Below are 21,135 nucleotides of genomic sequence, written 5' to 3'. Positions count from 1 at the left end.
TAAAAAGATGAATGCAAACGGTATTTTCAAAAAAAAACTGACCACTTCTGAAATTTTACAGGATGCTGCATTTATGATTGCGGGTTCGGTAGTAGCCAGTTTTGCTTTAAAGAGCTTTTTGGTACCTAACAATTTCTTTGATGGTGGCGTAACCGGTATTTCACTACTCGTTCATCATGAATTTCATCTTAACCTGGCCTTGATGATCATAGCCTTTAACTTGCCATTGGTACTTGTCAGTTATTTTTCCGTAGGTAAAAGTTTCGCAGTTAAAATGTTCCTGGCAGTTGTCCTCCTTGGCGTCAGCCTTCAGCTTTTACCTGAATATGCTTTAACCAAAGACAAACTACTTATCTCGATTTTCGGAGGAGTATTCCTGGGCATCGGTATCGGTCTTGTGATGCGGGCAGGTACAGCGTTGGATGGAATTGAAGTGTTGGCTTTATTTACTTTAAAGAGGACATCATTTACTATATCTGAAATTATTCTTGCTATCAATGTTTTAATATTTACCATTGCTGGTATTGGTATTGGTATTGAAAATGCCCTTTATTCAATCCTCACCTATTTCTGCGCCACCCGTTGTATTGATTATGTGGTCGAAGGCTTACAGGCTTACACCGGTGTTACCATTATTTCAGGCAAGAGCGAAGAGATAAAACATGAGCTGGTAAATAATCTTGGAAGGGGGATAACAGTTTACAAAGGCGAAAGAGGTTTTTTACCTGGCAACTTTGAAGTAAGCGCAGATTGTGATATCATCTTTACAGTGATCACCCGTCTTGAACTAAGAAAGCTTAATAATCTTGTGCATGAAGTAGATCCCAAGGCATTTGTATTTGCCAATACCATTAAAGAAGCATCAGGCGGTATACTCAAACGTAGACACAAGCACTAAAAACCCAGAACAGATTTTAACTTCGGATAGCCGGAACGGCTTACTGGTACTTTGGCGCCGGATTTTAATACAGCTACATGATTGTCTTTCTCATAGGGGTCAATTCTTGTGATCTGGGAAATATTAATAATGTAGGACCGGTGTGAACGTACAAATTGGTTAGCATCTAGTACCTGCTCAAAGTGGCCCATAGTTTTGCTTTTTAAAAAATAGCCATCCTTTGTATGCACTTTTACATAATCATCGGCAGCTTCTAAATAAAATACTTCATGAGCCGGAATGATCTTTATTTTACTTCCATCCTTTATAACGATACGCTGGGCCTGCGCTGGAGATAAAGATGCTGTTTCCAACAAATCTTTTGTAGACTCTTTTGTTGAATCAGCCTGCTGAAGCCATTTTGCAATTGCTTTATCAAATCTTTCCTGGTTGAAAGGTTTTAATAAGTAATCTATTGCATGTGCTTCAAAAGCTTTGATGGCATATTCGTCAAACGCCGTTGTAAAAATCACTGCCGGTCGTTCATCAACCAGTTCCAGCATTTCAAAACCATTGATCTTAGGCATTTGTATATCCAGGAAAATCAAATCGGGTTTATGTTGCTGAATAGCTTTTACACCTTCAAAGCCATCACCGCATTCCTGTGACAACTCGAGTTCAGTATGCTTTTGTAAATATTCTTTTACAATGCTGCGTGCCAGCGGCTCATCATCTATTATCACTATTTTATACATGTTGGGGAATTGTTACTGTTGTTGTAAAGATATTTTCTTTTGCAGTTGTTTTTAGCAGGTCATTTCTTGCAAACAAGAGGAATAATCTTCGTTGCACTGATTTTAAACCAAATCCGGTACCCTGCTGCGGTGCCGAGGTTTCAGGATCAAAAGGATTCTGCACTTCTACTATTAGTTTGTTGTCCTCGTTTTTGGCAGAGATAATGATAATCGTTTCTCCCATTGTATCATACAAGCCAAACTTGATCGCATTTTCAACAATTGGCTGCAATAATAATGCAGGCAGTTTTAAATTTTCAGCCGATTCATCCGTATTAACAACTGTTGAAAGCCGGTTTCCAAATCTTACCTTTTCAATATCGAGATATAATTGCAGGTATTGCATTTCTTCTTTCAGATTCACCCATTGCTGTTCTTCTTTTTTTAATGTGCCCCGTAAAAAATCAGACAGTTGCTGAACCATTTTTCTTGCTTCTGCCGGCCTTACCCCAATCAATGCATTAATGGAATTTAAACTGTTGAATAAAAAATGTGGTTGTAATTGCTGTCGCAATTTAAAAAGCTCAGCATCTTTTGCCAGTTTCTCAAGGTCCTGTTTACGTTTACCTCTTTCATCCTGCTCTACACGGTTGTACCAGATCACACTCATCAGGGCAATGCAGCCAATAAACAAAAAGTAAAGGCTGATACGTATTACGACTGAACGATCAAAGAATTCTGAATAACCATGATTATGAATTAAAAGACCTGTGAGCTCCAATCTTGTTAAAATAATAATGATAGCCGTAAGAAAAACACACCAGGCGAAAAGGTGAATAAATCTTTCTTTCTGCGGCATATAATACCTCAGTGTATTTAACAGCAGCAAACTTGCCAGCAATAAATGGATCGTACTGACTAATGCATCTATGATCGCTATTTCAAAACTGCACCCGTACCATATCATTAATGCAGTATGATCTCCGATTATAACCAGCCAGACTATTCCGAAAAAGATCCTGACCCGTGAAGATGATAACGGAGATACTGACATAGTCTTTAAAGGAGTTGCAAAATTTGATGTGATTCGGATTGAAGAATGCTGGCAGCTTTTCGGTTGACCGTTTCAATATAAGCATCGGCATTTCCTCTTTCTTCGATCCTTGAGTAGAGTTCTGCGCCGTCGATCATTTCACCTAATTTATAAAGCTCGGCAACATTTATAAATTTCCATTGCACCAGTTGCCGGTTTGTATTCATAAAAATTTCTTCTTCCCGTACACCGGTTAACTGGGCTTTATGAAAAGCCTCTTCTTTATTGGCAGCTTGTATTAAACGAAGTTGCTCGTCAAATTGTGCATCATCGGAATTAGTTCCCGATAAAATGCGGTAAACAATTTTTGCTAAATACCAATTCATAATGCAGATGGGGTTTTATGTAGATGGTTTATCAGAAATTCCGAATCTCTATTCCGGCAAAAATGCTGGTGCCTTTCAGCAGCAAAACTTTTCCCGGATTAATTGAAATATTTTCCAGTGAACGCTTATCCTCGATGCCTCCGAATATGGCAATGATATCTGATTTCACATCCCAATCGGAAGGCACAACGATCTTTGTTCCGCCGAATATCTGGGTCATATCCAATATTACTTCACCTTTAATATCTGCCTGGCTGAAGTTGAGTTCCGTTCCGCCCATGATATTAGTAACATCCCCCCCTTTAAAATTCTTGGAAAGCACATTTTTCTTTATACCGCCAAAGATGGAAGTAGTATCTAAAATATCTTCACTGGAGTTTTGTGTTTCATCAACAACCTTCGCTTCATCTACTGTGCTGAAACCTGTCGTTTTTTTTTCAGTATTCTTATTTTCGCCCCACCATTGCCGGCGGCGTGGCCTGAATATAAATGCAAGACCAATTATGATTAATGCAGATGGCCATATGAATTTGCGTAGTTCAATATCCGGAACAATATAACCGGCAAGAAATGCGCCGCCGATCAGCATTAAAAAAAACCAGCTGAAATTACGAAACCCACATTTTACGCCACTAAAAAAACCAATCACGATAAGTATCATTGGCCAGGTAAACAGCCAATGTGGTAATGGTACTGCTACTGCTTTTAATAATGCTGCCACTCCAATGATAAGGATTATAAGACCCGTCCAGATATGACCATGGCTGTGATACCGCTGCATCTTAGTTTCCCAACGCTGTCTTCTTTCTTCCCAACGTTGCTCTCTTCTGTCCCATCTTTTATCAAACTCTGACATGCTATTTAATTTAACCCAAAACTAAGTTGTGAGTACTGAACGGTCAATGGCAGATGGGTAATAAAGGGGTTGTTTCCGGTAAATGGTAGTAACCTGTCGGTGAATGGGATATAGGAGTTAAAGATTTGACTCCCCAGATTAGTTTACGAAGAAACTAAGAAAGTGAAGCAGCCATCTCTAAACGGTACTGCTGTTGTTTTTCCTTCATGCAGGTAAACAAAAAACAAGTAATAAAAGGCATATTGATGATCTCGTTCTTGTAACGGATAGCAACCGTACCGCTTACATATGTTTCAGTGGAAGAAGTATCAACAGCTTTTAATTCAACCGGCACTGCAGCATTGCTGTAGCCGATATCAATTCTGCGTTCAGCCAGTTTTTCTACAAGGTCTTCCAGTAGCTCCGGCTTATCAAGTACGGCGGTGATTTGAAGTGGCTTTTTCATAACCTGTGCTATTAGCTTTAATTATTCCCGTTTCATTCCTCTTCTGGTTCTCTTCTCAAACGGTTATTGTACTTATGTACGTATATAAGATGTCTCGATAACCGTTTAGGTTAAAAAAGAAATGTGAAAATTCGCGGCTAAATAGGGAAAGTACGAAGTAGAAGTTCAGAGAAACTCAAACCGGTCACCATCAAACAGGCCTTTATCGCTTAGTTTAAGATGGGGTATAACAAGTAAGGCCATAAAGGAAAGGGTCATAAAAGGAGCAGTAAGCGTAGAACCTAATTCTTCTTTTACCATTTTATCGATGGCTGTATAAGCTTCAGCAACTTTGTAGCCGTCTTCATTACTCATTAAACCTGCAACCGGCAGTCCTAAAACCATTTCCTTTTTATTACTCACTGCGCTTACACCTCCTTGTTTTTCTATCACCAGGTTTACTGCTTTGCAAATACTTTCATCATCAACCCCAACAGCAACAATATTGTGACTGTCGTGAGCAACAGAGGAAGCGATAGCTCCTTTCTTTAAACCAAAATTTTTAATAAATGCTTTTGCTATGGGAGCATTGCTATAGCGATTCACCACCAGAATTTTTAAAATATCATTCCCCGGATTACTTTCAATTAAATCAGTCTTTACAATTACCTCATTTAAAGCTCTTACTAATTTATTCGTGATAAGTTGACCGTCCAAAGCTTCAATAACATTTACCTGTTCTATGTTTTCTTCTTTTCCATATTTATTTACCAAGTATTGAAAATCGGTGACTTCTTTTTTACTACAGGAAAAATTATTTATTATCCCTGACTTCCCGCTTTCAATTTTCGATTTTCCATTTTCAGCAACTAACCGGCCATTAATAAACGTTTTCACCACTTCAAACTTTTCAAGATCCTTTACTATAATAAAATCTGCAGGGTCTCCTTCCTTTAATAAACCAATATTAAGCTTGTAATGTAAAACCGGGTTCACACAAGCAGCACTTAATACTTTATATACATTTATACCCTTCGCTACTGCTCTTGCACAAAGCTGGTTTATGTGACCTAGCACCAAACTATCCGGGTGTTTATCATCGCTGCAAAACATCATTTGATTGGGATACTCATTCAGCAGGTCGATCAATGCGTCAAAGTTTTTTGCAGCGCTTCCTTCACGGATGATGATCTTCATTCCATTTTGCAGTTTATCTAATGCTTCTTCTTTGGTAAAACATTCATGATCGGTCGTTATGCCTGCAGCAATATATTGTTTTGCCAAATCTCCACGCAATCCCGGCGCATGTCCATCTACAGGTTTTAATAAACGATGGGCTGATGCGATCTTCTTCATCACTTCTTCATCTTCATTCAGCACACCCGGAAAATTCATCATTTCACTCAGGTATTTTATTTCATCTCTTTTTAAAAGTTCTTCAACATCATTTGAATCTAATGTAGCTCCCGCGGTTTCAAAAATAGTAGCGGGTACACAACTCGGGGCACCAAAATTGAATTTAAATGGAACTGTTTTCCCATTTTCGATCATAAATTCCACTCCTTCCATTCCGCAGACATTTGCTATTTCGTGTGGATCGCTGACAGTACTTACAGTCCCATGTACCACTGCAAGCCTTGCAAACTCTGAAGGCACCAGCATGGAGCTTTCAATATGAACATGACTGTCGATAAAGCCAGGAAGAATGTAACCAGATGCCAGGAGCCCGGAACCGGGAGTTTCCTTAATAGAAACAATCTTTCCATTTTCAACTGTAACAGTTGCTGGATAGATTCTGTTTTGATGCACATCAACCAAATTGCCATTTATAGAAAAGGAATTCATTACAGCCATTTAGATAAAGGTAAATCCTTAACTTCAATACATTAACACCAATCACATGAGAAAATTAATTGCAACGATTGCTTTTATCAGCATTTCCATTCTTGCTTTTACACAAAACCAAAAAACAGCAACTCCTGCACCAGCTGCTACAACTAATGAAGAAGATCAGCTATTCAAAAATGTAAAATATCGTCTTATCGGACCATTCCGCGGCGGACGAAGTGGGGCGGTTGCAGGCAGCTATAAAAACAAGAATACATTTTATTTCGGTGCTACCGGCGGCGGCGTCTGGAAAACAACAGACGGAGGTAGCAACTGGATGAATGTTTCAGATAAATATTTCGGAAGCACCATAGGTGCTGTAGCCGTTGCGCCAAGTGATGAAACTGTGATCTATGTTGGCGAAGGAGAAAACACCATGCGGGGAAATGTAAGTGAAGGCCTCGGCGGTATGTGGCGTAGTGATGATGGTGGCAAGAGCTGGAAAAATATTGGTTTGAAAGATGGCCGTCATATCATTCGCATTGTTATTCATCCCAAAAATCCTGATATAGTTTGGGTAGCTGTAATGGGTCATTTGTTCGGGCCCAATGATGAACGTGGTGTTTATAAAACAACCGATGGCGGTAAAACATGGAAGAAAACTTTATTCATCAATAATCAAACAGGTTGCAGCGATCTTGTAATGGAACCTGGAAATGCAAATGTTTTTTATGCAGGTATGTGGCGTTTGATCAGAACACCTTATTCTTTAGAAAGCGGTGGCGATGGAAGCGGTTTATGGAAAAGTACGGATGGTGGAGAAACATGGACAAATATTTCAACAAAAAAAGGTTTGCCAAAAGGAACATGGGGTATTGTAGGTGTTGCAGTGGCTCCTTCTAATACTGATAAAATTTATTCCATCCTGGAAAATAAAGATGGTGGTTTATATATGAGTGCTGATGGTGGGGAAACATGGACACTTACCTGCAGTGATAATAATATCCGTCAGCGGGCATGGTATTACACTAAGATTTTTGTTGATCCTAAAAATGAAAACAAGGTTTACTGCCCCAATGTAAATTTTATGCGTAGTACTGATGGTGGCAAAACATTTCAATCAATTAATACACCCCATGGCGATCATCATGATCTCTGGATCGATCCTGAAGATGGAAACCGGATGATCGTTGCTGACGATGGCGGCGCACAGGTTTCATTTGATGGTGCCAATAACTGGAGTACTTATTTAAATCAACCCACCGTACAGGTATACCGTGTAAGTACAGATAATGCGTTTCCTTATCGTGTATTAGCACCGCAACAGGATAATGGTGCTTTTCGTATTCGTAGCAGAACTTATGGAGCAGCTATTACTGCAACAGATATGGAGAATGCCGCCGGAAGTGAAAGTGGTTATATAGTTGCTGACCCGGAAAATCCGGATATTACTTATGGTGGTAATTATATGGGACTCTTACAACGGCTCGATCATCGTTCTGGCGAAAGCCGTGCTATCAATGTATGGCCAATTGATAATATGGGTGCTGGAGCTGATGCAGCTAAATATCGTTTTCAATGGAACTACCCGATCTTCTTCTCTCCCAATAATCCTAAAAAATTATATGCAGCCGGCAATCATTTGTTCGCAACAGAAGATGAAGGAAAGACATGGCAGATGATCTCCCCTGATCTAACTACAAATGATAAAAAGAAACAAGCATCAAGCGGCGGACCAATTACACAGGATAATACTAGTGTTGAATATTATTGTACCATATTTTATGCAACTGAAAGCTGGATGGAAAAAGATCTATTGTGGACTGGCAGCGATGATGGTTTGGTTCATGTAAGTAAAGATGGTGGTAAGAACTGGGAAAATGTAACACCGAAAGATTCTCCGCAGTGGGTTATGTGGAATTGTATAGAAGTGGATCCATTTAAAAAAGGAGCAGCTTACATTGTTGGCACCAGGTATAAGCTGGATGATTTCAAATCCTATATCTATAAAACAGAAGATTACGGTAAAACATGGAAGCTCATCGTAAACGGAATTAATCCTTTGCATTTTTCAAGATGCCTGCGTGCCGACAGAAAAAGAGCTGGCCTTTTGTATGCAGGTACAGAATATGGAATGTATATTTCTTATGATGATGGCGCCAACTGGAAATCATTTCAATTAAATCTTCCTGTAGTTCCTATAACTGATCTTACCATCAAGAATAATGATTTGATCGTTGGTACTCAGGGAAGAAGTATTTATATATTGGATGATCTGACAGTGATACAACAAAAGAATACTGATGTACTAAATAAAAACCTGCATGTGTTTAGCGTAAACCCTGCATACCGTATGCCCGGTGGTGGCCGTCGTGGTGGTGGCGGTGGTCAGGGCGGAGGTACAATAGCGAATGCAGGCATGAACCCTCCAAACGGGGTTGTGTTTAATTATTACATGAAGAATGCAACTGATTCAACAAAGATCTCAATTGATGTTATGGATAAGAATAAAAAGTCTATCAAAACATTTTCTACTTCCTCAAAAGAAAATAAAATTGATGTGTCCAAAGGAATGAACCAATTTGAATGGGATATGAACTACCCTGTTGCAGAAAGAGTGGAAGGCTTGATCTTATGGAATGGATTTATTGGAGGGCCAAAAGCAGCCCCAGGAAATTATTTTGCAAAATTCAAATCGGGTAATGATTCAACAGAAGTTCCGTTCACTATTCTTGCTGATCCTAATTATAAAACAACACAAACAGAGTATGATGAACAGTTTAATCACCTGATCACAATCCGTGATAAATCATCTGAAATAATGAAGGCAATAAAAAATATCCGTGAGGTACGTCAGCAGATGAATGATTTCAGTTCCAGAGTTGGAAAAGATCTGCCAAAAGAAGTAAAACAGCAGATCGATACTGTAAATAAACAAATGACTGCTGTAGAAGATGCACTGCATCAAACTAAAGCAAAGAGCGGACAGGATGTATTAAATTACCCCATCAAGCTCGATGATAAGCTATCCAGTATTTACAACGCTGCGTCAGCAGGACAATCAGGTCTTTCAAAACAAACTAAAGATGCTTATGCAGAGTTAGCTCCTTTGATAGATGAACAACTGAACAAATTGAAAAAAATAATGAGTGAGGATGTTGTAAAATTGAATCAAATGATTCATGAAAAGACATTACCTGTGATCGGGGTGAAGAAAGAATGAAAAAACTAAATAAATAGAAATTTGCTTACGCAGCCGGTTGATGAGTTAGCCGGCTGTGTTCTTTTATCCACTGTGGACTATACTTCTTTGTACGTTCCTTCATTAGTGCAATGGCTTCTTCTTCGCTGGCAAACATATTATTTATGTTCACCAAGTTTTTCGCCAGCTTATCATAGCGTTTTGTCATCAGCCATAAAAAAACATGCAGGTAATGAATACCATCGAAAACGAATACTTTGGTTTTCGCAAACTCATCCTTGTGTTTTAAAAATTCGCCAGGAATATCTGTGTAATGTAATGCAGGGCGCAAATGATGCACTGCATGATAGCCGTCGTTCCAGCAAGTATGATTATATTTTGTATTGATGCAGTTGATCGTATTTTCTTCCGGGTCTTCTGTATGAATAAAAGCATGCTGGGCCCAGTTGCCGAGCATCATTACTATACGGGCAAAAACAAATGGGATGATAAATATCCAGAGAGTTGCCTGCAGGTTTACAAAGCACATACCAATGCAAAACAAGTAAAAAGAAATTTCGCCAAAACTCAGGCGCATGTAAAATTTCTTCCATTTACGATTGAAGAGGTACATAAAGGTATCTCTAAAACCTAAGGTCAAAAACCGGGAAACATATTGTATAAATCCCCAGAGACTATCACGCTGATAACGCAAAGTACTACTGCCATCATCCGGCATATTATTCTCCACATGGTGCATAGCCATATGATGTACAAAATACGTTTCAGGTGTATGACCAAAGAATGGACAAATTGCCCAAACAATCCAGTCATTGATCCACACATATCCTTTTTTAAAAAATTTCCTGTGACTGATACAATGCAGCATTAAGCCAAATCTGCCTTTAAAATATAGTTGTGATACATAGAAATAGGGCAGATAAAGCAACCACCAGTACCAGCCTTGCAATAAAGGAGTATATAATATTACCGCAGCGGGTAGCACTAAAATATGGATGGCCGTTAATAAATGAATAAAAGGTAAATCCCTTGGATCATTAATATACCGGAGCCAGAATTTTTCGTACCAGCTATAAGAGGTTTTTGGAATGTATACCGGATCTGTAATGGTGGTCAGCGATTTCATGAAATACTACTACTATTAATTTTTGCAATGATACGCTTTCTTGAGTTTCCCGGGAATGATTAAAGTCTATGAAATTATATGTTTCCGCTAATTTCTGCGTATTTATTTGTCAAAGCCTATTATTTAACGGGTAAATGTTTGAAATAGTGCCTTTTTATACTCTTCCGTTTTTCTTTGTTTCCCCATTATTTAGTTAAAAAATCTAACCCTAATAAAGTACCGTATATGATAGCAAAGATTTTTTAGCGGTAACAAAATTTAACCCCTTAAGAAACCGAAACAATCCTTCTCCCTTTGAAATAATGGCTGCTTAATCCAGTTTATTCCGGTGTATTAAGCAACTCCACAATTCCGGAATAGTTAATTACTCAAAACAAAATCAGTTATGAAAAGAAAAATTTACGCTTCCATCATGCTGGTTGCAATGCTCATTAGCGTATTTCCTTATGGAGCATTTGCATCAAGCCATCGTGAAGCACCATTAATTTCAAATGATCCGCTTGCGGATAATACAGACCTGTATGCTTTTCGCAGCCCGGACAATCCGAACAAAGTAACCATCATCGCCTGTTATGTTCCCGGGCAATTGCCACAGGGAGGTCCAAATTATTATTCGTTTGGTGAAAACATCCGTTATGAAATTCACATTGATAATAATGTAGCCACTAAAGGTGATGATATTGTTTACCGTTTTACGTTTGACCAGAAGAATGAAGACCCCACAACATTTTTTAATATCCGTTTGGGAAAACAAAACCTGAAAACCACTTATACTTTGGAAAGAAGTGTGAATGGTGGAAAGAAATTCAGCACTATTGTTACAAATGGCGTTGTTCCTCCACCAAATATCGGCCCTCGTTCTATCAGTTCCCCCGTTGGTTTGAATGCGCCTAACTATGAATCGTTGATTCAAAGTGCAATCACAACAGCCAGCAGTGGTGAAAAAGTTTTTTGCGGGACTTCAGATGATCCGTTTTTTGTTGACCTCGGTGGCGCATTTGATTTAGGTGATGCTCCCCGTACGACAGGTACACAATCAATTGATGGTTTGAAATGTCTGAATGTTTCAACCATTGCTTTGCAAATTGATATTTCAACTTTGCAAAAAGATGGTAAGTCAGCAGCACAGGCAGCAAATATCCTGGATCCTAATTATGTAATTGGAGTTTGGGCATCTGCAAGTCGTCAAAAAATAAGAGTATTGAACCCGGATGATTATTATGGAACTGAATCACACCAGGGTCCATGGGTACAGGTATCCAGATTAGGTATGCCATTAACAAACGAAGTTGTGATTCCAATTGGTAAAAAAGATCTGTGGAATGCATTGACTCCTTACCAGGATCTGGAATACCTTAGCACATTCGGAAAATATTTTTACAATCCTGAACTGGGACTGTATATGGATGATGCATTGTTTGGTGGTGCTGTACCAGCTTTGGCTCCATTACGTATTCAGAAAAATTCATTAGGTGCATTTGGTTTTGGCAACACACAAAATGGATTGTATGGATTAAAAGGCAATCCTGCACTTGCAGGTACTGCATTGGATGATGCAATTTTTGGTAATCTTCTTTTACCTGCGGCAAATTCACCGAGGTCTGTTGATCTGTGGCCAATTTTTAATACTGGCGTTCCCAATTTAAAACCTTATCAATTGGCTACTGGTAAAGGTGGTAATCCGTTAGCAGCGGGTAAACCTTTTATCAATAATTTTTTACCCAATGGTGGCGATATGTTGCGTTTAAATATGGCTGTGCCTCCAACACAACGTAATAGTGCGGCTTTCAGTAATCTTGGTATTGTAAATGCAGCAGTACTGGGATTAACTAATCCTGCTTACAATGCGAATACTTCTTTACAAAACATCCCGAACATGGATGGCTTTCCTAACGGAAGAAGATTGGAAGATGATGTAGTTACTATTGAACTTCAGGCGGTAAGTGGTATTGCACTCGCAGCAATTGGTTTGTGGTATGATGATTTTAATGGTAGTAACCCAGTTACGCAAGATCTGCTTGATGTCCTTACTTACAACGCAGGTGTAACTGCAAATGATGCGCCCCTGAGATCACAGTTTCCTTATGTAGCTGCTCCATGGGCAGGTACACATAATTGTGATTGCAATACACCGTCATCACGCAACAATAACACAGGCATTTCTCAGAATGCTGCTATGGCAAAATCAAGCAGCACTTTAGGACTGGCAGCCCCTGAAATGAACCTGGCAGCTTATCCTAATCCAGGCAATGGCAACAGCACTATTAAATACAGTGTTGATGCTCCGTCACAGATAAAAATAACAGTAATGGATATGCAGGGTAAATTGATAAAAGTGTTGTCAGATAAAAAACAAGAAACAGGTGTATATAATGTTCAATGGGATAATGGAAGCCTTACTGCAGGAACATATCTCGTAATTGCATCGAAGAATGGTGTAGTAAAACAAACAATTAAAGTGGTAAAAAATTAAATCCATCCTTTAACAGGTACGCGGCAAAGCGTACCTGTTATTTCCGACAAACATAGAACCAATAAAAATTACGTTATGAAAAAAAGATTTTTACTCGGCGGCCTTTCCTTTTTATTCCTTGCAGGAACTGCTTTTATTGTTTTAACGAAAAACGAAAGCAAAAAGAAACCGGGAACAAAAAGCTACGGTCTGCTACCACGTCCAACCGCCCTGAATCATACACAGGAGTGGCAAATAGTAAATGCTAAAGTCACTACGCTGACCAAAAAGACTGAAATAAACAGTAATGATATAAAATCAATGCTTGCAATCGCAGGTATTTATATGCAGGAGGCAAGGGTAACCGGTAACTACGCTTACTATAATGAAGCGGCGATGCAGCAAATTAGTTCTGTGCTTGAAAAAGATCCTGAAAATTTTGAAGCCCTGAGCTTTAAAACGACGATACTCTTATCAATGCACAAGTTTGAAGAAGCACTTGTAATAGCAGAACAATTAAAACAGAAATTTCCTTATAATGCTTATGTGTATGGCATGCTCATAGATGCGAATGTCGAGTTAGGAAAGTATGAAGCTGCTGTTGAAGCCGCTGATAAAATGATTTCCATTCGACCGGATATCCGTTCTTATTCCCGTATTGCTTATTTAAGAGAAATACATGGTGATATGCCCGGCGCTATTGAAGCAATGAAACTAGCTGTAACCGCCGGCGCCCCCGGTGATGAGAATACAGAATGGTGTCGCATACAAACAGGTAAATTATACGAGCAATGGAGCAAAATGAAAGAGGCAGAAATGCAATATGCTATTGCTTTAAATAACCGTGAAAATTATCCTTACGCCTTAGCAGGTCTTGCAAGAATTGCAACCACAAAAAAAGATTATACAAAAGCATTATCATTATTTCAACAGGCTGATTCAATTATTCCCGATCACACATTCAAAGAAGGTATTGCCGAAATATATAAGTTGACTGGTGAAAAAGAAAAAGCATCGGCTCTAGCATCAGAAATCCTTACTCACATGAAAAAGCTTTCTAAAACGGGTAATGAAGATCATGAAATGGCTCATGCCTATGTAGGGGTGAAAGATTATGACAAAGCCCTGGAATATGCACTGAAAGAATATAACCGTCGGCCCGCCAATATTGAAGCAAATGGAACCGTTGCAAAAGTGTATGTAGAAATGCAAGACTATAAAAATGCATTACCGTTTATTGAAAGAGCTTTAAGCACAAATAATAAAAACCCAGAGTTGCTTTCTTTAGCAGCTTTAATTAAAGAGAGAGTCCGCAAATAACAAAACTAATAGAGTTTTGAAATAACCAATAAAAAGAAGGCCACACAAGTGGCCTTTCTTTATTGTTGTAGTTTTGAATCTGATTTGATTTTTCTTACCACCGTCGTTGCCCCACCATTCAATGTAAGATCCATCGGTTTATTTGTTTTCCATGCACCTCTTGTAAAATCAGGCACATCAACAGATTTTGATTTTGAGGCAACAGATTTCTGGCTTAAATGAAATATAGAACTCCATGATGCTCCATCATACACATTCTGGTCAAGCGGTAAACCATTTCGCAAACAATCGATCAATCGCCAATCCATAATAAAATCCATACCCCCATGTCCGCCTACTTCTTTTGCTATTTCTCCTATGTGTTTTACAATTGGTGGTGAATAAGTATCAACTAATTTTTTCATTTCCTCTTCTTTAATCCAACTATGACCAAATGCGATCCGCTCAGGTCCCGGATATTTTTGGGCCACCCCTTTTGTACCACTTACCAGGTGAATTCTTGAATAAGGACGAAGTGTAGATACATCATGCTGCAGCATGATCGACTTAGCACTATTGGTACGTATCAATGTTGTATTCATATTACCTCGATAAGGTTTATCAACATACTCCTTAAAGAAATCATCCTTCGCAGTCATTTCTTTTGCAAGGTTATTCAAAGTAAAGTCATTTGTACTCATACTTACCAGGTGATCAAACTTATCGCCCCGGTTTATATTCATGCATTGCGAAATTGGACCGAGGCCATGTGTTGGATACAAGTTTCCGTTCTTCCCGATATTTTCTTTTAGCCGCCACATATCTGCGTAAGCTTTCTTATTAAATAACCAATCTCTGCTTAGATCATGTATGTATGCGCCTTCGGCATGAACAATCTCACCAAACATTCCCTGTCTTGCCATATTCAATGTAAGCAGTTCAAAAAAATCATAACAGCAGTTCTCCAGCATCATGCAATGTTTTTTTGTTTTCTCAGATGTTTCTACTACCTCCCAACATTGATCAATTGTTTTACCAACATTTACCTCAGTGGCAGCATGCTTACCATGCTTCATTGCATATACAGCGACAGGTGTATGCAGATGCCAGGGAGTTGGTGTATAAACCAGATCAACATCATTGCTTTCGCATAATGCCTTGTATCCTTCTTCACCGCTATATTCTTTTGCTTTTGGTCTTCCCGCTTTTTCCAGTGTCTTTTGCGATTTCGTTACACGGTCAGGATATTTATCACACAGTGCTGTTATTTCAACTCCATCTATATAACTTAATCTTGATACCGCTTCAGATCCACGCATACCTAAACCAACTACACCGATCCTTACTGTGTCCAGTTTTGGTGCAGCATAGCCGCACATATTAAATGTTTGCTTTTCATTTTCATAGGAGCCAATACTATTAATAATATCTGCCTCATCATTTTTTACATGGGCTAAAGCAGGTAAAGCTGTTATTGCGCCTGCACCTATACCGAGGTTGCGGAGAAATTTTCTGCGATTAGATTTCATATAACAATTAAATTTTTTGTAATAAAACAGTTGCGAAAGCCTGTAGACCTTCTTCTCTTCCCACAAAACCCATTTGCTCTGTCGTAGTCGCTTTTACTGAAACATCTTTTTCCGTTATATCAAGAATTGAAGCGATGATTTTTTTCATTTCGGTTGCATGGGCCTTAATTTTTGGGGCCTCAAGACATACAGAAGAATCAATATTCACAATTCTATATCCTTCATCGGATATTAATGTGAAAGTTCTTCTTAAAAGTATTTTGCTATCAATATTTTTAAACTCCGCTGATGTGTTAGGAAAATGAATACCAATATCTCCCAGCGACAAAGCACCAAGCATTGCATCACAAATAGCATGTAATAATACATCTGCATCGCTATGTCCCAAAGAACCTTTATGATGCGGAATTTTTACGCCGCCAATCCAAAGCTCCCGGCCTTCCACCAACTGATGATAATCGACCCCAAATCCGATGCGGTAAGACATGTATTATTATATTATGCAGCAAATATCAGGAAAGCAGGGATTGAAGAAATGTATTTTGTAAAATAAAAATGTCCCGCCAAAAGCGGGACATTTCAAATATCGAAGTCACTTTGTATTATTCTTTTTTAGCACTGGCATCAAAATCAAACAACACAGAGAAACGCAGCGTGTTGGAAAGTGGGTTGCGGTTTACACCACTTCCTGAAGGGATCAGGTAGCTGAAGTTTAAACCAAATACATTATACACTACACCCAGACCCATTGTGAAATAACGACGGTTACCTTTTGTTTTGTCTTCATGAAAATAACCTGTGCGGAGAGCAAACTGGTTCTTATACCAATATTCAGCTCCGATTGAAAACTGGAATTCTTTCACTTCTTCACTCATGCCACCTGGTGCATCACCAAATGAACTGAACCAGCTACCGATAACGCTTTTACTACGATAATCCTGAAGTGCAGCTGCATCTCCTTCAGCAGGAGGAGTTGGTACAAGTAGTTTATTGAGATCAACACCAAAAGTCAGTTTATTATCTGCATTGAAATTTTTTGTGTAAGTAGTACCTAAACCGAGGTTCGCAGGAATGAAATCTTTTTGAGTTGCATTGCTGGTATAAGAAATTTTAGCCCCCAGGTTGTTCAAAGCAGCGCCAAATGCCCAGCCATCACCTGCTTCATTCTTACCATCAAGGTAATAACCAATATCAGCTGCAACAGAAGTTCCTGTTTGATAAGTAGTACTTCCTACAGTGATATTATTTGCGAGGTTTGAACTGATGAATTTCAATCCAACACCCAAACCTGATTTTTTGGAGAGTTTTCTTGAATAACCGATGTCAAAGCCAAACTCCCTCGGGCGGAAGCTTCCAAATTCATTACCGAGGTTATCTGTAAACTGGATATTACCTAAACTAAAATAACGAAGCGATCCGGTAATTGCGGACTCTTCATCAAATTTGTAATAACCAGAAACTCCGGCAAGATAAACATCGTTTACAAGGTCTTTCAGCCAGGGAGTGTAACTGGCAATCAATCCTCCTTTTGAAGTGTTGAATGCGGTTTTTCCAATGTTCCAGAAAGATGAGCTTGCATCAGGTGAAGTAGCCAGTCCCAAATCACCCATACCACCGGCACGGGCATCAGGGGAAATACGTAAAAAAGGTACAGCGGTTGTAACAACGTTAATTGGCTCTACGGAAGGTTGTGCGGTAGCAATTCCTGAAAACACACATAAGAGCAGAATGACAGTTAGTTTTAAAGCAGTGGTTCTCATTAGTAAATTTTTATGGTTGTAAATATAAAAGTTTTGGTTATTCGACGAACTAAAATATTGAAAATTATTAAACTAAAAAATTACAAGTTTTCCTATCGTTTGTTTTTTATGGTTGTCTGGTGAAGTTATTTTCAACCTGTATAGATAGACTCCCCTACCCACTTTTGTGCCATACTCATCTCTACCGTCCCATTCCACCTCACAAGAACGGGTACCCTCTGTATTTATTGTCTGGCTCAATGACTTAATTATTTTTCCAGTCACAGTAAATACTTCAATCTTTACCTGCAAATTTTGACCCGGCCGGTTATGCTCAAACCAGAATTGTGTCTTTGTGGTAAATGGGTTCGGATAATTCAAAACCCTCGTAAGAACGAGTTCCTCATTATTTTCCACCAAAAACTCCAGGATATATTCCGATGAGTTGTTCAGATTGTCCCACGCTTTTATTTTCAAAGAATGATGACCCTGCTCAAGAAAAGGCAACTGAAACCTTAGCACACCCTGTCCATAATTGTCAAGATCGCTTTCAAAAAAATCATTCAGGATAAAAAAGTTATTATTGTTATTATCCAGTACGGCAACAATATCATGCCCTATCGCTGAACCGGTAGTATTGATACCAGATGAATCTTTCAATTTTACGATCAGCAGCGGGCTTTGATTAGTGATGCTTCCATTCACAAACTTTTCATCGTTAAGCCATGCTTTTATTTCCGGCCCGAAAATATCATTTGAAGTCCCGGTACCGGAGCCACCAATTATAAAATCATTGAAATAACCACCTGCATCTTTAGTGCTGTCATTTGCATAAAAAGTCATTTTACCATTACCAAATTGAAAATTGATGTCCTTAGGCACTTTGAAATTCAGGCTGAATCTGCCTGCGCTGACGGTGTTTTTTCCTTTAAATAAAAAAACATTCTGCGAACTGAATGAAACAGCTGGGCTCGATGGGTCATTTGCTTTTGTAGTTACTTGCTGGGGCTTGTCATAAATGCTGGTATAAACAAAACCATTGAACCCCGCTTGAAGATTTCCCGATAGGTCTGTTATTTCTGCATCTAAGGTTATGTTTTCAGTAGCGCTAAGCGTATCGGTCTGCGTTGTTGCATGCCCGTTTATACTCACTACTTTTACATTTAATTGTGGAAATCCCAACCGCATGGCGGGATCTCCCAGTAAAGTGAACTTACGGTTATTGATGAAATCACCCGACGACTGATATGTAAGGTTCTTCGTTATCATTACTGCCTCCCCCAAAGTTTTGTAATTACCGGTAACATCTGGCAAAAGAGCTGTTGAGAGGTAGTTATTGTTTAGTAAGCGGTTGCTGGAAGAAAATACTAGCCTCGTAGTCGTCATCAAAGCAATGCCCCCGGTATTCGGTCGCAGCAAAATATTTTCTCCGATCGAACTGATCAGGGGATTATCATACGGAGCAAAATCGCAGGTGGCTGTAACGAATAGGGGTAATCGGTATGGATTATTCCATCTGTCAATAATAGTTTGATCGAGTATTACTTCTTCTGCAAGCCGACGAAAACCTCCGTGACCGGAATAGTTCCAGATAAGCGTTCCTGTGTTTGTGGTATTATTGACAGCATCATTTGCCTGCGGGTAAGTATCAATACCAGATCCGTTTTGCTGGAGGTAGGCATCGAGATAAATTTTATTAATGTTCAGTGCAGAATCCGTTGTTGAAACAGTTGTAGAAAAAATTTCTGCATCCTGCAGGTGCAGGTTCTGGTCTTCATCATCGGCAATAATTGTGTAAATATTTCTCCAGGGGCCAAAACTTTTACTGTCATAATAGGCCAGCACCTTTTCAACAAAATTTTTCGCTTCTGTTTCATTTTTTGCTGGCACCCTGCCAATCCCTACATCAAGAAGGTTAGTTACAATTGCTGAATTGATGTCCTCGTTATCATCCAGGAATCCAAAAAAGTCATCGGAAGTATAAGTAGAAAGCGGATCGAGTGAGATCACACTTTCATAAGCGGGTAAAAAGTTTGTATTGCCTGTTATCCTGTTTTTATAATCATACGACGCATCGCCAAAAAGCAAGACATACTTTAGTTTGTTCTGTGGTTGGTTTTGATATTTATCAAAATACATTTTAATAAAATCCCGTACCGAAGTTGGATCGGGGCTACCACTGCCAAATTCATTAAATACCTGTTCTGCTGTAACCACTTTTACCCTGTAATTATTTTTTTGTTGATGGAACTGAGCCAGCCTGTTTGCCTGCGTAAGAAGAGAAGAATATGTAACGATCAAATAATCGGCCGGTGAACTGTTATGCAAATCCTGGTTACTGATCTTTCCAATTGATCCTGGTCTTAAAAATTCAGTTCCGGTAAAACATATGTACTCCCTAAGCCTGTTACAATTGTTTACAAACCTGAATGTGCCATTACTGAAATTGCCTTGCATATTTGCCGGATTCAGTGGATTGGTAATATCCCAAACCTGTAAAGATGTGTTGGTATTTGAAATGCTAAACTCCCCAATATTTCCATTTGCAACAGATAGCCAATCCCGGAAAAGCAATTGATTAATTCCATTCATTGAGAGATTTCTGCGACTGAAGAATTCAAACGAGTTCAACCAACCTTGTGCATTAAAGCTATTTGGTACAAAACTATAGCCAACGAAAATATTGTTTTGCGATACAACAGTAGATGCTGATGCCGTCGCCTGCTGGGCAAACAGATTATATTGCGAACTGCCAACCGGCAATACATTTATCTGTTGCAAAAGCTGGTTATTGAGCTTTACATCAAAGCGGCTGGAGGCTCCTACTGACCGGGCAATGCAATTTGTAACCAATGTGGCTGCACTGTTGTTTAAAATATTGGGAATATTAAAATCAAAATTCCGGCTTAAACTTCTCCCCGGCATATTTGAAAACTCTTCTCCATACCATTCTTTCCCGCTTGCCAGAAAATTCACTGTATCCAGTTCATGATAATACCGGTCATTGAAACTATTAATAGAAATATTTGTTGCTTGACTGTTATTGACGTTTTGAATTCTTTTTCCATTGCCGCCAATTGTGAAAAAGTAAAATGATTTATCCGAGTATATATTTTGCTGATGTTTGAACAGCTTATTTGTAGAATCTTTAAGCCATGAATGCGGTCCGCTTGCATAAAAAAGAAAATAATCTGACCCATTCAGCACGCCGTCTCCCCCGTCGACTAACATGATTGCGTTCTCCTCAAGGTCATCGGATCTGGATATATTATTTGCCTCAGCCAGCATCTCGCCACCGTTGCCGAAAAGCCGGATGGAAGCAGATGAAATATTTTGTGTATTCACCCCCAAAGAACCCAGAAAAACCATGTCGATCTTATAAATTCCTGCTTCTTTCACAGAAAACTCGAACCATTCACCCTGTGATAATACCGAGTTGGACTTATAAACCCTTTGAGCTAAGCTATTTAAGTTAATAAAAGATAAGAAGATATAGAGGATGATTTTGCCTGGCATACCGCTGCAATTTCAACAAATCGTAGGAAAACTCCGGCAGAAAAAAGGTATTTGTTCTATAAACGCTTTTAATCAAAGCCACTATATTCGCACTAGGCTAGGGTTAATTCTTTTCGAGGTGCAATATTTTATTCC

General features: G+C 38.9%; 15 protein-coding genes. 4 read left to right on the top strand and 11 right to left on the bottom strand.

Annotation, left to right across the window (positions count from 1 at the left end; genetic code table 11):
• Positions 1-7: 7 nt before the first annotated feature.
• Positions 8-898 (top strand): YitT family protein, encoded by an 891-nt coding sequence (locus E6H07_08245; protein TMI65887.1) that lies wholly within the window; start codon positions 8-10, stop codon positions 896-898.
• On the opposite strand, the gene E6H07_08240 is transcribed toward E6H07_08245, so the two are convergent.
• From E6H07_08240 to ade, 6 genes are all read right to left on the bottom strand, one after another.
• Positions 895-1,632 carry a response regulator gene (locus tag E6H07_08240; GenBank protein TMI65886.1) on the bottom strand — a complete coding sequence of 246 codons (738 nt, stop codon included), beginning with the start codon at positions 1,630-1,632 and terminating at the stop codon, positions 895-897. The genes E6H07_08245 and E6H07_08240 overlap by 4 nt on opposite strands.
• A complete protein-coding gene (locus tag E6H07_08235) occupies positions 1,625-2,665 on the bottom strand; it encodes a GHKL domain-containing protein (GenBank protein ID TMI65885.1) in 1,041 nt (346 codons plus the stop codon). The genes E6H07_08240 and E6H07_08235 overlap by 8 nt, the downstream gene beginning before the upstream one ends.
• Positions 2,666-2,670: 5 nt before the next feature.
• Complete coding sequence (locus E6H07_08230) at positions 2,671-3,030, bottom strand: DUF4288 domain-containing protein (GenBank protein TMI65884.1); 360 nt, start codon at positions 3,028-3,030, stop codon at positions 2,671-2,673.
• Between the two features lie 31 nt (positions 3,031-3,061).
• Positions 3,062-3,886, bottom strand: a complete 825-nt coding sequence (locus E6H07_08225) for a hypothetical protein (protein TMI65883.1) — start codon at positions 3,884-3,886, stop codon at positions 3,062-3,064.
• Between the two features lie 154 nt (positions 3,887-4,040).
• Positions 4,041-4,331 (bottom strand): hypothetical protein, encoded by a 291-nt coding sequence (locus E6H07_08220; protein TMI65882.1) that lies wholly within the window; start codon positions 4,329-4,331, stop codon positions 4,041-4,043.
• A 165-nt stretch (positions 4,332-4,496) separates the two neighbouring features.
• Complete coding sequence (gene ade / locus E6H07_08215; GenBank protein TMI65881.1) at positions 4,497-6,155, bottom strand: adenine deaminase; 1,659 nt, start codon at positions 6,153-6,155, stop codon at positions 4,497-4,499.
• Positions 6,156-6,210: 55 nt separating this feature from the next.
• Between ade and E6H07_08210 the strand changes: the two genes are divergently transcribed.
• Complete coding sequence (locus E6H07_08210) at positions 6,211-9,360, top strand: glycosyl hydrolase (GenBank protein TMI65880.1); 3,150 nt, start codon at positions 6,211-6,213, stop codon at positions 9,358-9,360.
• A 25-nt stretch (positions 9,361-9,385) separates the two neighbouring features.
• Here the strand turns inward: E6H07_08210 and E6H07_08205 are convergent, their stop codons facing one another.
• The gene (locus E6H07_08205; protein TMI65879.1) at positions 9,386-10,465 is read right to left on the bottom strand and encodes a fatty acid desaturase; all 1,080 of its coding nucleotides are present in this window, start codon (positions 10,463-10,465) and stop codon (positions 9,386-9,388) included.
• Positions 10,466-10,850: 385 nt separating this feature from the next.
• Between E6H07_08205 and E6H07_08200 the strand changes: the two genes are divergently transcribed.
• Complete coding sequence (locus E6H07_08200; GenBank protein ID TMI65878.1) at positions 10,851-12,938, top strand: DUF4331 domain-containing protein; 2,088 nt, start codon at positions 10,851-10,853, stop codon at positions 12,936-12,938.
• 75 nt (positions 12,939-13,013) lie between these two features.
• On the top strand, positions 13,014-14,237 hold the full coding sequence (locus tag E6H07_08195; protein TMI65877.1) for a hypothetical protein: 1,224 nt from the start codon (positions 13,014-13,016) through the stop codon (positions 14,235-14,237).
• Between the two features lie 59 nt (positions 14,238-14,296).
• Here E6H07_08195 and E6H07_08190 read toward each other — a convergent pair whose 3' ends face one another.
• From E6H07_08190 to porU, 4 genes are all read right to left on the bottom strand, one after another.
• The gene (locus tag E6H07_08190) at positions 14,297-15,745 is read right to left on the bottom strand and encodes an acetylgalactosaminidase (protein ID TMI65876.1); all 1,449 of its coding nucleotides are present in this window, start codon (positions 15,743-15,745) and stop codon (positions 14,297-14,299) included.
• A 7-nt stretch (positions 15,746-15,752) separates the two neighbouring features.
• Positions 15,753-16,232 (bottom strand): 2-C-methyl-D-erythritol 2,4-cyclodiphosphate synthase, encoded by a 480-nt coding sequence (locus tag E6H07_08185; GenBank protein TMI65875.1) that lies wholly within the window; start codon positions 16,230-16,232, stop codon positions 15,753-15,755.
• A 115-nt stretch (positions 16,233-16,347) separates the two neighbouring features.
• On the bottom strand, positions 16,348-17,505 hold the full coding sequence (gene porV, locus E6H07_08180; protein TMI65874.1) for a type IX secretion system outer membrane channel protein PorV: 1,158 nt from the start codon (positions 17,503-17,505) through the stop codon (positions 16,348-16,350).
• A 72-nt stretch (positions 17,506-17,577) separates the two neighbouring features.
• Positions 17,578-21,000: a type IX secretion system sortase PorU gene (porU, locus tag E6H07_08175; GenBank protein TMI65873.1), complete on the bottom strand. Its 3,423-nt coding sequence runs from the start codon at positions 20,998-21,000 to the stop codon at positions 17,578-17,580.
• Positions 21,001-21,135: the final 135 nt, after the last annotated feature.

It is taken from the genome of Bacteroidota bacterium (assembly GCA_005882315.1).
GTDB lineage: Bacteria > Bacteroidota > Bacteroidia > Chitinophagales > Chitinophagaceae > VBAR01.
Note: the sequence above shows the minus strand (reverse complement) of the source record. Positions and strands in the feature narration are given on the sequence as shown.

What these genes read in the sequence shown, in the direction of transcription:
- E6H07_08245 (TMI65887.1), top strand. Translation starts at nt 8, where the DNA reads ATGAATGCAAACGGTATTTTCAAAAAAAAACTGACCACTTCTGAAATT.
- E6H07_08240 (TMI65886.1), bottom strand. Translation starts at nt 1,632, where the DNA reads ATGTATAAAATAGTGATAATAGATGATGAGCCGCTGGCACGCAGCATT.
- E6H07_08235 (TMI65885.1), bottom strand. Translation starts at nt 2,665, where the DNA reads ATGTCAGTATCTCCGTTATCATCTTCACGGGTCAGGATCTTTTTCGGA.
- E6H07_08230 (TMI65884.1), bottom strand. Translation starts at nt 3,030, where the DNA reads ATGAATTGGTATTTAGCAAAAATTGTTTACCGCATTTTATCGGGAACT.
- E6H07_08225 (TMI65883.1), bottom strand. Translation starts at nt 3,886, where the DNA reads ATGTCAGAGTTTGATAAAAGATGGGACAGAAGAGAGCAACGTTGGGAA.
- E6H07_08220 (TMI65882.1), bottom strand. Translation starts at nt 4,331, where the DNA reads ATGAAAAAGCCACTTCAAATCACCGCCGTACTTGATAAGCCGGAGCTA.
- ade (TMI65881.1), bottom strand. Translation starts at nt 6,155, where the DNA reads ATGAATTCCTTTTCTATAAATGGCAATTTGGTTGATGTGCATCAAAAC.
- E6H07_08210 (TMI65880.1), top strand. Translation starts at nt 6,211, where the DNA reads ATGAGAAAATTAATTGCAACGATTGCTTTTATCAGCATTTCCATTCTT.
- E6H07_08205 (TMI65879.1), bottom strand. Translation starts at nt 10,465, where the DNA reads ATGAAATCGCTGACCACCATTACAGATCCGGTATACATTCCAAAAACC.
- E6H07_08200 (TMI65878.1), top strand. Translation starts at nt 10,851, where the DNA reads ATGAAAAGAAAAATTTACGCTTCCATCATGCTGGTTGCAATGCTCATT.
- E6H07_08195 (TMI65877.1), top strand. Translation starts at nt 13,014, where the DNA reads ATGAAAAAAAGATTTTTACTCGGCGGCCTTTCCTTTTTATTCCTTGCA.
- E6H07_08190 (TMI65876.1), bottom strand. Translation starts at nt 15,745, where the DNA reads ATGAAATCTAATCGCAGAAAATTTCTCCGCAACCTCGGTATAGGTGCA.
- E6H07_08185 (TMI65875.1), bottom strand. Translation starts at nt 16,232, where the DNA reads ATGTCTTACCGCATCGGATTTGGGGTCGATTATCATCAGTTGGTGGAA.
- porV (TMI65874.1), bottom strand. Translation starts at nt 17,505, where the DNA reads ATGAGAACCACTGCTTTAAAACTAACTGTCATTCTGCTCTTATGTGTG.
- porU (TMI65873.1), bottom strand. Translation starts at nt 21,000, where the DNA reads ATGCCAGGCAAAATCATCCTCTATATCTTCTTATCTTTTATTAACTTA.